The organism is Olsenella porci (assembly GCF_009695875.1).
In the GTDB taxonomy this organism is placed as follows: domain Bacteria; phylum Actinomycetota; class Coriobacteriia; order Coriobacteriales; family Atopobiaceae; genus Olsenella_H; species Olsenella_H porci.
Window position 1 is genome coordinate 99,098 of record NZ_VUNC01000001.1, and the last position, 11,603, is coordinate 110,700.

9 protein-coding genes are annotated in these 11,603 nt (G+C 64.0%); 2 read left to right on the forward strand and 7 right to left on the reverse strand.

The annotated features are described in order from the left end of the window. Positions 1–76 precede the first annotated feature (76 nt). The 7 genes from FYJ68_RS00445 to purF all read right to left on the reverse strand — a co-directional run bounded on the left by FYJ68_RS00445 (position 77) and on the right by purF (position 9,030). Positions 77–427: an EamA family transporter gene (locus tag FYJ68_RS00445; protein ID WP_154433366.1), complete on the reverse strand. Its 351-nt coding sequence runs from the start codon at positions 425–427 to the stop codon at positions 77–79. Continuing rightward, the gene (locus FYJ68_RS00450) at positions 420–827 is read right to left on the reverse strand and encodes a DMT family transporter (RefSeq protein ID WP_154433367.1); all 408 of its coding nucleotides are present in this window, start codon (positions 825–827) and stop codon (positions 420–422) included. Before FYJ68_RS00450 ends, FYJ68_RS00445 begins: the two co-directional genes overlap by 8 nt. Further along, the gene (locus FYJ68_RS00455; RefSeq protein WP_229771927.1) at positions 827–1,768 is read right to left on the reverse strand and encodes a glycosyltransferase family 2 protein; all 942 of its coding nucleotides are present in this window, start codon (positions 1,766–1,768) and stop codon (positions 827–829) included. Before FYJ68_RS00455 ends, FYJ68_RS00450 begins: the two co-directional genes overlap by 1 nt. A gap of 93 nt (positions 1,769–1,861) precedes the next feature. Continuing rightward, positions 1,862–3,346 (reverse strand): lipopolysaccharide biosynthesis protein, encoded by a 1,485-nt coding sequence (locus tag FYJ68_RS00460; protein WP_154433369.1) that lies wholly within the window; start codon positions 3,344–3,346, stop codon positions 1,862–1,864. A 158-nt stretch (positions 3,347–3,504) separates the two neighbouring features. Next, on the reverse strand, positions 3,505–5,577 hold the full coding sequence (locus FYJ68_RS00465) for an elongation factor G (protein ID WP_154433370.1): 2,073 nt from the start codon (positions 5,575–5,577) through the stop codon (positions 3,505–3,507). A 239-nt stretch (positions 5,578–5,816) separates the two neighbouring features. After that, entirely contained in the window at positions 5,817–7,283 is a 1,467-nt protein-coding gene (locus FYJ68_RS00470) for a radical SAM protein (RefSeq protein ID WP_154433371.1), read from the reverse strand. 244 nt (positions 7,284–7,527) lie between these two features. Continuing rightward, positions 7,528–9,030 (reverse strand): amidophosphoribosyltransferase, encoded by a 1,503-nt coding sequence (purF, locus tag FYJ68_RS00475; protein WP_154433372.1) that lies wholly within the window; start codon positions 9,028–9,030, stop codon positions 7,528–7,530. A 112-nt stretch (positions 9,031–9,142) separates the two neighbouring features. Between purF and rlmD the strand changes: the two genes are divergently transcribed. Both rlmD and FYJ68_RS00485 read left to right on the forward strand, forming a co-directional pair. Next, positions 9,143–10,333 carry a 23S rRNA (uracil(1939)-C(5))-methyltransferase RlmD gene (rlmD, locus tag FYJ68_RS00480; protein ID WP_154433373.1) on the forward strand — a complete coding sequence of 397 codons (1,191 nt, stop codon included), beginning with the start codon at positions 9,143–9,145 and terminating at the stop codon, positions 10,331–10,333. Between the two features lie 159 nt (positions 10,334–10,492). Next, the gene (locus FYJ68_RS00485; RefSeq protein ID WP_154433374.1) at positions 10,493–11,530 is read left to right on the forward strand and encodes a PrsW family glutamic-type intramembrane protease; all 1,038 of its coding nucleotides are present in this window, start codon (positions 10,493–10,495) and stop codon (positions 11,528–11,530) included. Positions 11,531–11,603 lie beyond the last annotated feature (73 nt).

Below are 11,603 nucleotides of genomic sequence, written 5' to 3' on the forward strand. Positions count from 1 at the left end.
CCCTCTTACCGAAACTTTCAACCAAAGCACAGGTAGTTGCATCAGTTCCATAGGTTGTGACGCACGAGCGCCGTCCTTACACGCCCTGCGAGTAGATGACGATGCCCATGATGATCAGCGCGAGCGCAAGGACCTTCTTCCACCCAAGGTGCTCGTGGAAGATCGTCACGCCAAACAGGGTCACGTAGATGTAGCCGGTCGCATCGAGTATGGGCCCCATGGAGAGCGGGATGACCTTATAGGCGTAGGTCGAGAGGAGCGTGGAGCCCACGAAGAGGACATAGCCCCCTATGACCAGGGGGTTGAGGTACTCGCGCAGGGGAGAGCTGTAGGACCTGTTCGCGGACTTCTTGAGCATCACCTGGCCGATGGAGGCAACGAAGGTACCGAAGAGGGCAAAGAGGGCATACGTGGTGACCTCACTCATCGGCCCCACCGCCCCTCGTCTCTCCCCCATCCGCGGCAGAGGCGTCCTCGCTGTCCGCCAGGGCGAAGAGGACGACACCAGCCAGGACCACGAGGGCACCGACCACCTTGAGGGGAGACACGCCCTCGTGGAACAGGACGGCGCCCCATATGATGCCCCATATGACCGTGACCGCACGGTTTGCGTACGCGGTTGTGAGCGGGATGCGCTTGATGACCTGCTGCCAGCCGATGGCGTACACGCCCAGGACGGCGATCATGCCACCGTACGACAGGATGAACCCCGTGCTCATGAAGGGATACCTGGCCGCGGTCTTGCTTAGGATGCCGCTCGTGGAGTACAGCATGAGCAGAAGGTGGAGCGCCAGAAGGACGCCAAGTCGCCTGCGCCTCTCGCCCATCAGAGGTTCACCGTGTCCCTGACGATGTACTGCGGGGTGCTGTTGACGGACAGGACGATGTCCCCCACGTACTCGCCGATGATTCCGAGCGCCAGGAGCACGAGCCCGAAGAAGAACAGCAGGATGCTGGTGATGGAGGCCCACCCGGCAAGAATCGAGGGGTCAATCAGCTTGCGAATCACGGTGACGATGCCGAAGACGAAGCCCACGATGGCCGTCACCACGCCGATTCCCGAAATCGCACGCAGGGGCAGGACGGTGTAGTTGAAGTAGGCGAGCCACAGCTTGACGAGCTTGCCGAGGGTGTAGCCGCTCGAGCCGTACTCGCGGGCATGATGCTCGACCACCACGCAGCCAACGTTGTCGGTCATGCGTGAGAAGAGCGCCTCGATCATGGGGTTGTAGTTCCTGAACCTGACCACCTGGTCGCGCAGCTTACGGTTAATGAGCCAGAAGCTGCTGGTGACAACGTCCTTGGAACGGCCGAGCATCTTACGTGCAGTCACCTTGTTGAGCCACGAGGTAAACGTCTTGACCTTTGAGTTCTTCTGTTCCTCGAACACGCCGTAGACCAGGTCGTAGTCACCCTCCTCCATCTTTGCGAGGAGCTTGGGAATCTGGGTCGGGTGGTTTTGGAGATCGTCGTCCATGCCCAGGACCAGGTCGCCCTTTGCATAGTTGAGCCCGCACATGATTGCGTTGTGCTGCCCAAAGTTGCGCATGAGGTTGATGCCGTGCACGTTGGGGTACTCCTGCGCCAGGCGGCAGATCTCGCCATAGGTGTCGTCTGCAGGAGACCCATCGTTGACCAGCACGAACTCGCACTCGTAGCCGTCAAGCCTGTCAAACTCGGAAATGGTGAGCGAGACGACCTCCCCAATGGAGCGCTGCGAGTTGTAGCAGGGAATCACGACGGAGACGAGCATGAGACGACCCTTCAATACGGGGGCAGGACACATCCGCGCCTTGGCCCCGCCGACTGGGACGAGTCATCCGCTGGAATGGTGCAGGAGTCGCAAAGCGCACTGAAAACTCTAGCAGTCGGAGGCGTCGGTGGTCCCGTTTCCGCCCGAACCCCTCATTCCCCTCACGGTGCCAACGAGGTACCTCAGCTCCTCCACGTGCAGGAGCCAGGCCGCACCCAGGTAGGTAACGCCAAAGGCGAGGATCTGCAGCAGGAGCATGGGGACGGTCGAGAGGGGCAGGAGCGTAACCAGGGACCCGACGGCAAACGCAAGGGCCGCGAGACCAAATGCCGGCGCAACGTCGCGGATCTGTTCCAGATACGAGTAGCCGATAACCTGTTTGTTTGGGAAGGCATTGATGAAGTTGTAGACGAAGCCCGCCAGAACCTGTGCCGCGACGATCGCATACAGGTTGTGCAGCACAAACGCCGTGAAGCAGATCAGGGTGACGCCGATGGCCTTCTTGATGAGCTCGAGCCTTAGGAACACGTCACTTCTCCCCATGCCGTTGAGCGACTGGAGGTTGGTGGTGTTAATGGGCAGGAGCGCGTAGATGAGGCAGTACATCTGGAGGAACGGCACGGCGGGCAGCCACTTCTCGCCTAGGAGGATGAGGACGAGGGGACGGGCCACGAGCGCGAACAGGACCATGGACGGGACGATGAGGAACGTGCTCGTCTTGAGCGCGCGCCTGACCAGGCGCTTGACGCGCCCAAGGTCCTCCTGGACGCGCGAGACGGCAGAGAGCATCACGGGTTGGATGGCGCCGTCGAGCACGATGCCCAGGGCCTGCGGGTACCGCTTGCCCTGGTTGACGTAGCCCAAGCTCGTTGAGTCGAACACGCGGCCGATCACGAGATCTGAGAAGCTCTGGTACAGCTGGTCGATGACGCCGGAAGCGAGAAGCTTCCAGCCAAACGAGAAGAGCTCGCGCGCGCGGGCCCGGTCAAAGCGCGGCCGGGGCTTCCAGGGAACCTGGATTGCAAGCACCAGGCACTTGACCACCTGGAACGAGAGCTGCTGCACCACGAGCGCCCAGAGGCCGGCTCCGGCGACCGCGGAACCGATGCCTGCGACACCGGATGCCACCGCCGCGGTCACGGTTGCCCTGAACGTCTTGTTGAAGTCCAGCTCGCGGGCGACGATGGCCTCCTGGATGGAGTTATAGGCGTTGACCACCAAGATGAGGACGAGCACGCGCAGGGGGGAGACTATCTGCGGCATGTGGTAGAAGGCCGCAACCGAGGGGGCGGCAAGGAACACCGCGAGGTACAGGACGAGGGAGATGGCGAGGCTCATCCAGAACACGGTGTCGTAGTCGCGCTCCGTGACCTTGGGCGCCTGGATGATCGCGGTGTTGAGGCCGGACTGGACGACGACGTTGCCGACGTTCACAAAGACCAGCATGATGGCGAGCATGCCAAACTCGTTGGGGGCGAGCAGGCGCGCCATCACGATTTGGACCACGAGCTGGATGAGCGCCGACCCTCCCTGCTCAAAGAGCTTCCAGAACAGCGAGCTTATGGTGGCGGATTTGAGGTCCCTCTGGCCCAAGGGTTGCTCCTTGCTTGTGTGGGGTCATTCGACTAAAAAATGGTAGCAGAGCTGCCGCAACGTCATTTCCCGCACACATCGCACGCAAAGGGGAGGCGCCGCCCCCGAGGGGACGACGCCTCCAACCACGGAGTCCGGGCCAGGACTCGTGATGCCCTCTACCTGCCCTCGGCGCGCCTCTCGGCGTACTCCTGGGACAGCTGCTCCTGGACGTCATGCGGTACCTGCTCGTACCCGGACATCTGAAGCTCATACTCGCCCGTTCCGCGGGAGAGGGAGCGCAGGCGGGTGGAGTAGTCGGTCACCTCGGCATAGGGGACCGTCGCCTCGATGGTGGTGTAGCCGCCACCGGGCATGTCCGCGCTCGTCATGCCTTCCACGCGGCCACGGCTGGCCGAGACGTCACCCATGACCGAACCGGCATAGCTGTCCGGCACGGTGATCCTCAGGTGCGCCATGGGCTCGAGCAGGACAGGCTCCGCCTGCGCAACGGCCTTCTGGAAGCCGATGCGTGCGGCCGTCTTGAAGGCCATCTCGTTGGAGTCGACCGGGTGGTACGAGCCGTCGTACACGGCGACCTTGACGTCGATCATGGGATAGCCGGCGAGGACGCCCTCGCGCATGGTCTCCTGCACGCCCTTGTCGATTGCGGGGATAAAGTTGCGTGGAATGTGGCCGCCCACGACCTCGTCCACGAACTCGTACCCCGCCCCGGGATTGGGCTCCACGCGCAGCCAGCAGTCGCCGTACTGGCCCGCACCGCCGGTCTGCTTCTTGTGGCGACCCTGGGCGGATGCGACGCGACGGATGGTCTCGCGATAGGGGATGCGGAGCTTCACTGTATGCGCCGAGACGCCTGTGCGATCCTCCAGGCGGTCGAGAAGCACACTCACCTGGGCCTCGCCGATGGCACTCACGACGGTCTGTCCGGTGTTCTCGTCACGCGACACGGAGAGCGTGGGGTCTGCCGAGGCGCTCTTCTCCAGGAAGGCGTAGACCTTGCCGTCCGTCCCCTGCTTGTCGGGCTCGATGGCGATGCGGTACAGCGAATTGGGGAAGCGGAACGCGGCTGCCTCGACCTTGCCGGTGACCGAGAGCGTGTCCCCGGTCATGGCCTCGAGCTTGGGGACCACGCAGACGTCACCCGCCGCGACGGACTTCACGTCTGACATGTCGTGCCCGGTCATCATATACAGGTGGCTCAGACGCTCGGTCTTGCGGGTGCGCGCGTTGACCAGCTCGAGGCCGGGCGTAAGCGTGCCGGCGAGGACCTTCACAAACGAGAGCTTGCCGTTCTGCGCGTCGTTGAGCGACTTGAACACGAACGCGACGGGGCGGTCGTCGTCGGGTGAGATGTCGAGCTGCTCTCCGTTGACCAGGGGAACACGACCGAAGTCGGCCATGGTGGGGAACCATGCGGAAACGGCATCGAGGAACGAGATGACGCCCTCCTCCCGCACGCACGAGGCGGCGAACACAGGCACGAAGATGCGCTCCCGTATCGCCTTGGCGAGGAGGCCCTCGAGCTCCTGCTGCGTGACCTCACCCCCGTCGAGATACTGCATCATCAGCTCGTCGTCAGCCTCGACCACAAGCTCCACCAGGGTCGAGCGGGCATCCTGCGCCGCCTGCTCGTACTCCGCCGGGATGTCCTCGCTCACGGGTTTGCCGTCCTCCAGGTGGCGCGCCGTCATGTGCACGACGTCGATGATGCCAGAGAAGCCGTCACCGCTGCCCATGGGGATGGTCACCGCGGCAAGGCGGCTGCCAAAGCGCTCCTGCGCGGTGAGAAGGGCGGTGTCCCAGTCGGCATCGGGCCGGTCCAGCCGGTTGATCATGATCGCGCGGGCCAGCGAGAGGTCCTCCGCCGCGTACCAGAGCCGCGTGGTGATGGCTCCCGGACCGCTTGCGGCGTCGACCACGAAGAGGGCCGTTTCGGCGGCTGCCAGCGCACCGTACGCATCGCCCACGAAGTCGGGGTAGCAGGGTGCGTCCAGCACGTTGATGCGCGTGCCCTTCCACGTCACCGGGGCGATCGTCGTGGAGATGGAGAAGCCGCGCGCGCCCTCCTCGGAGTCATAGTCCAGCGTGGGCTTTGTGCCGGCGTGCCCGCCCAGACGGGTGGTCCTGCCCGTGAGGTGGAGCATGGCCTCGGCCAGCATGGTCTTGCCCACGCCGCCTTGGCCCACGAGCGCAAGGTTCTTTACCCTCTCGGTGCCTGTATCAGACATAGTGCCTCCTCGAGCCAACCAGGTGGCGCCATCGCCCGAGAGACCGCAACGGCGATGTGCCACGCCATTACAAGCCGCGCCGTACGCGCTTGCACAAACCTTACCCATGCGCGACGGAGGCGCTTCGGTGGCATCGATTAGCGGACGAATGGGGGCGCTAGAAGTTGGTGGGGAGAGAAAGGCAACAGAAAGGGGGCCGCCCCTCTCGGGACGGCCCCTCGAACGCTTCCAGTTGGCGGCTAGTCTACGACTGCCTCTGCCTTTGCATCCTCCTCGGCGATGATCTTTGCCTTGGTGTCCACGTCCACCGTGCTCATGTGGTCCGCATAGACCTTCTTGCCGGTGGGATGCTCCTCGAGCCAGAGCTCCTTGGCCTTGGGGGCCCAGGCCTCGGCGTAGGGAGTGGTGCGCTTGCACAGGTCCTCGGCCGACTCGGGTGCCACGTACTCGCTCGTCTTTGCGCCGGACTCCTTCACGATCTCGGGCAAGATCGTGGGGTTCTCGAGCATGGGGCAGGGCTGCAGCATGTTGTCGTTCCAGGGATAGCGCTTGCGGTACGCCTGGAAGATGGGTTGCTGCAGGCACTCCAGCCAGCTCTTCTCCTTGATGTTGGCGTTGGAGTAGTGGATGAAGACGCAGGGCTCCACGTCGCCGCGGGCGTTGACGTGGCAGTACACACGACCTCCCGCGATGCAGCCGCCAACGAACTCGCCGTCGTTCTGGAAGTCCATGGCAAAGATTGGCTTGCCGCCCTCGACGGCGCGGACCTCGCGGATGCGGTGCAGCATGTACTCGCGCTGCTCCACGGAGGGCATGAGGTCGGCGTTGGCGCCCTCGCCCACCGGCATGTAGTGGAAGAACCAGGCCCAGCGGCAGCCGTGCTGGATGAGGTTGTCAAAGTACTCGTCCGACGAGACCTCCTCCACGTTGTACTTGGTGTAGGCGGTGGAGGTGCCATAGAGCAGGCCGTGCTCGTGCATCAGATCGAAGGCGTGCATGACCTCGTCGAAGGAACCGTCGCCGCGACGGGAGTCGTTGGACTCGCGCGTACCCTCGACCGAGACGGAGAACACGATGTTGCCCACGCGCTGGACGTCCTTGCAGAACTTCTCGTCCACCAGGCTGGCGTTGGTGAAGATGTTGAACTCGCAGTCGTCGTGCTTCTCGGCGAGCCTGAGGATGTCCGCCTTGCGCACGAGCGGCTCGCCGCCGGTGAGCATGAAGAGGTGGGTGCCCAGGGCCTTGGCCTCGGTGATCAGGCGGTCCATCTCGTCGTACGTCAGGTTGAGGGCGTTGCCGTAGTCTGCCGCCCAGCAGCCCACGCAGTGCTTGTTGCAGGCGCTCGTGGGGTCAAAGAGGATGATCCAGGGCACGTTGCACTGGTACTTCTCCGCGTTGGACGTGGTGTTGCGCAGGCCGCGGAACGCCGCCTCGTAGCCACCGTTGAGGACGGCGGTCTTGAGGACGTTGTGGTCGGTCTGGTCAATGACGTCGAAGAGGAACTTCTCCCACTTGGAACCGGGGTGAAGTCCGTTGCGGATGCCGCGCGTTGCTCCGGGCGAGGTGTCCTTGAGCAGCTTGCCGGCCATGTCCACGAGGTGATCGATGCTCTTCTCGCGGTCGGGACCGGAGGCGGTCTTTATGACCTGGTCAAGCGCGACGCTGAAAGCCTTGCGCTCGGCGGCATGCGCGATCTTGGATTGCATGTGCCCTCCTTACTTCTGCGTGGGCACAACCTGGAGCCCACCTGTAGCGGTTGCTACATTACTCTTTGGTACCCCTCCCAAACAAGGCGCGCACCCTCGATTTAAAAATTCGTGACAGGGTTTGGCAGAGAAACTCGTGGAATCGTTCCTCGGTCACAAATCCAAGCGGGCGGTCGGGCAGCTCGGTTCAAAAAAGGGCCACCCAGTGCGGGATGGCCCTTGCGAGCTTGGGTGCTTGCGTCTCTCACTCCTGCGACGAGGGAGGGAACGATACGTCCGGCACTTGGTCGGGATAAAGGTTCCTGGGGCGGTTGCCGGGCAGGAAGTGGTCTCCCCAGTACTTTTCCGAGATGGCGACGGGATACTCGCCGGTGAAGCACGCGCGGCAGTAGCCCGTCTTGGGAACGCAGCTCATGAGACCCTTGACCGACAGGAACGCAAGGGAGTCGGCGCCAATGTACTCGCGTATCTCCTCCACGCTCTTGTTGGCACTGATGAGTTCGTTTTGGTCCGCCGTGTCGATGCCATAGAAGCAGGGCCACACGACCTCGGGTGAGGCGGAGCGCATGTGGACCTCGGTCGCCCCGGCGTCGCGCATCATCCGCACGATCTGCTTAGACGTGGTCCCTCGCACGATGGAGTCGTCGACCATGAGGATGCGCTTGCCCGCCACCACGTCGGCCAGCGGCGTCAGCTTGAGGCGCACGCCCATCTCGCGCAGGCTCTGGGTCGGCGCGATGAAGGTGCGCGCCACGTAGCGGTTCTTGACCAGTCCGGTGCCGTAGGGCAAGCCAAGCTCAGCGGCAAAGCCCTCGGCGGCGGGGGTGCCGCTGTCGGGGACGCTGATCACGAGGTCGACGTCAGCCGGTGCCTCGCGCGCAAGCTGGGCGCCCATGTCGTGGCGGACCTTGTAGAACGACTTGCCATCCTGCACGGAGTCGGGACGGGAGAAGTACACGTCCTCGAAGATGCACTTGGCCGTCTGCCTGGGCGGCAGCCCCTCCTCAGAGATGAGTCCGTCATCCGAGATGCGGATGATCTCGCCTGGACGCACCTCGCGTACGAAGGTGGCTCCCACGATGTCGAGCGCGCAGGTCTCGCTCGCGACGACCCACTCGCCCTCGTCGAGCTTGCCCAGGACGAGCGGGCGGATGCCATGGGGGTCTCTGAACGCGTACAGGGCGTTCTCGCGGATGAGGACCATCGCATAGCCACCCTCGATCATCTGCATGGTCTTGCGGATGCCAGAGCGCAGGTGTGAGGTGGCATGCGTGAAGTAGCCGATCAGGCGGGCGGCGACCTCCGAGTCGGTGGAGCTGCGAAACGGCACGCCCGCGTCGATGAGCTCGCGGCGCAGCTCGTCGAAGTTGACGAGGGTGCCATTGTGCGCCAGGGCGATGATCACGTCGTTGATGGCGGAGAGGTGCGGCTGCGACGACTCCCAGCCCTTTGCCCCCGCCGTGCCGTATCTGCAATGGCCGATGGCCACCTTGCCCTGCATGGCCTGCAGGTCCTCGTCCTTAAAGACCTCGGTGACCAGCCCCATGTCCTTTCTCACCAGCACGGTCTTGCCGTTGCCCACGGCAATGCCCGCGGAGTCCTGGCCGCGGTGCTGTAGCGCCCTCAGGGCGAAGTAGGTGATGCGCGAGACGTCTCGGTTGGGCGCCCACACGCCAAAGACGCCGCATTCCTCGTGAAGCCCGCGGGGGCACTCCCCCATCGAGCTGGTACCGGCACATGAAGCCATGGTCTCCCCTATCGCAGGCTAGAATGTGAATGCGCCGCTCGGGGCGGCGCCGCTGCTTGCATGCCTAGTTTAGGGCAACGGGCACGCGTGAGGGCGTCCGTGAGGGGGAGCCATGGGCTTTCGCACATATACCTGTCCCATCTCGCGCCGCTGCGGCGGATGCGAGTGGCTGGCGGTGCCATACCCTATCCAGCTCCGCCGCAAGCAGGAGCAGATGGAGGAGCTCTTTGAGCCCGTCTGTCGACACGATGGCTGCTCGGTATCAAAGATTGCAGGCATGGACGACCCCCGTGGATACCGTCACAAGGCGGCGACGCCCTATGCCCCAGGCGCAAAGGGTCGCATTCGCAGCGGCTTCTACGAGAGCGGAAGCCACCGCCTCGTGTACTGCAAGTCATGCCTGGTCGAGGACAGGCGCGCGCGACCCATCCTCAACGACGTCGCAATCGTTGCTCAGCGGCTCCGCATACCCGCCTACCAGGAGGACCGGGGGACGGGAGTCCTGCGCCATGCAGTGGTGAGGATTGGCTACGCAAGCGGAGAGGAGCTTCTCACCGTGGTCACCAACGGTGACGCTCTGCCCCGCGCGCGACGCTTCGTGACCGCCATCCGAGAGCTACACCCGCACCTCACCTCGGTCGTGCAGAACGTGAACGACCGGCGGACTAACGCCATCCTCGGCAGGCGCAACGTGACGCTCTTTGGTCCCAGCCATATGCACGACTCGCTCCTGGGCTGCAGCTTCGAAATCGGGCCTACGAGCTTCTACCAGACCAACCCCCAGCAGACCGAGGTGCTGTACGGCCTCGCCATCCGTGCCGCCAATGCACAGCCTGGCATGCGGGTGATGGACGCCTATTGCGGCACGGGAACCATCGGCATCTGCCTTGCCTCCGAGGCGCGCAGGCAGGGGGTGCGTGACGTCCGCGTGGTGGGCGTGGAGCAGGTGGGGAACGCCGTGGAGTGCGCTCGCCGCAACGTCGGCGCCAATTGCCTCGCAGACTCCTGCGAGTTTGTAAGAGACGACGCCACCGCATTCATGGCGCGGGCCCAGCGGGGTGGCGAGAGGTTCGACGTCGTGGTCATGGATCCTCCCCGTGCGGGATCGACCCCGGAGTTCCTGGAAGGGGTGTGCCGCCTTGCACCGGAGAGGGTGGTGTACGTCTCGTGCAACCCCTTCACGCAGGTGCGCGACCTTTCGATCCTTCAGGATGGCGGCTACCGCGTGACTTCCATCGAGCCAGTGGACATGTTTCCCCACACCAAGCATGTCGAGACCGTCGTTGCTCTCTCGCGACGGTAGCGGAGCCGTGCGCTACGTGTCGGCAACGTGACGTTTTGCCCAACGGGGCACGGACGCACGTGGTGGACATTGCCTATCTCCCAAAAAGTGTCATTCTGTTTCGGGCCTCCTTGCGGAAGTCCAAGGCAACGTCACTCGTTTGCGGGAGAGGCTCATTGCATGGTTGTTGATGGCGACTCTAGAGGCATGGCTCCGCTCGAGGGCAACCCCTTTGCCGACAAGAGGCGTCGCTGGTGGGTGGGTCTGTCGGCGTTTCTCCTCCTGTTCCTCATGGGAGTGGTCGTCGAGTTTGGCAACATGGACAGGGGCGTCCTGCATCCCGCGTCACAGACTGCCGCGCGCTATCAGGCCATGCTGGGGTGCTTTGCCCTTGTGCTCGTCTACCTGATACCGTTCCTTGCGTTCGTGCGCTACACGCGGACCAAAGCCGGCGTGCCCCGCTGGCTGGTGGTTCTTGCGCTCGCGAGCGGGCTCTTTGTCCCTGGCTGGATTGCAGGCGAGCTCAACGATGCTGCGAGCACCCTCCTGGGCATGGTCGCATCCAAAGGGTTCCTGGACGCATGGGGCGACGCCATCGAGGCACCCATTGTGGAGGAGACGCTCAAAGTCCTGACGGTGTGCGGCGTGCTTGCCCTGGTGGGCAGGCGAGACGCGCGCGATTGGCTCGTGGGAGGCATGTGCGTTGGCATGGGCTTTCAGGTCTCGGAGGACCTGAGCTACATCGAAGGCCAAATCGCTGGCTCACGCACGGACTTCGCCACAGCGATTCCCTTCATGCTGGGCAGCCGCGTATCCGGCGCCTTGGTCTCTCACTGGACCTACACGGCACTCGCGGCAGTGGCCGTGTGGCTGTTCTTCTGCCAGCGCAAGCGGCTTCGGGGACTGGCGGTCTTCCTGGTTCCCCTGCTCGACCACTTTGCATGGGACTCCCCCGTTTCTGACTGGGGCGTCCTGCCGGTGGGCCTCATCTGCCTGGCTGCCGCCCTCCCATTCCTGTACGTGTGGGGCGATATCGCATTCGACGACGGCAAGGCGCTGCTGGCACCCCATGGCAAGGCTCGGCGCAGCGGGGCAAAGGCAGGCGAGACGGCCGCAGGCACCGGGTTGGACCCCTTCCCCACGGCAGGCGGGCCGACCGATGCGACGACGGCTTCGACCGAGGCCGAAGGCGTACCGAAGGCGCCGGGCGAGGGCTGAGCGCGCCTCTCGCCCCACTCGCACGGGGGGCTCGCACCTACAGGTGGACCCTATCCAACACGCGGAAGGCCGA

Bases quoted from the DNA above. Each gene is read 5' to 3' on its own strand.
- FYJ68_RS00450 (WP_154433367.1), bottom strand. From the start codon at position 827: ATGGGCGAGAGGCGCAGGCGACTTGGCGTCCTTCTGGCGCTCCACCTT.
- FYJ68_RS00470 (WP_154433371.1), bottom strand. From the start codon at position 7,283: ATGCAATCCAAGATCGCGCATGCCGCCGAGCGCAAGGCTTTCAGCGTC.
- rlmD (WP_154433373.1), top strand. From the start codon at position 9,143: ATGGGCTTTCGCACATATACCTGTCCCATCTCGCGCCGCTGCGGCGGA.
- purF (WP_154433372.1), bottom strand. From the start codon at position 9,030: ATGGCTTCATGTGCCGGTACCAGCTCGATGGGGGAGTGCCCCCGCGGG.
- FYJ68_RS00465 (WP_154433370.1), bottom strand. From the start codon at position 5,577: ATGTCTGATACAGGCACCGAGAGGGTAAAGAACCTTGCGCTCGTGGGC.
- FYJ68_RS00445 (WP_154433366.1), bottom strand. From the start codon at position 427: ATGAGTGAGGTCACCACGTATGCCCTCTTTGCCCTCTTCGGTACCTTC.
- FYJ68_RS00485 (WP_154433374.1), top strand. From the start codon at position 10,493: ATGGTTGTTGATGGCGACTCTAGAGGCATGGCTCCGCTCGAGGGCAAC.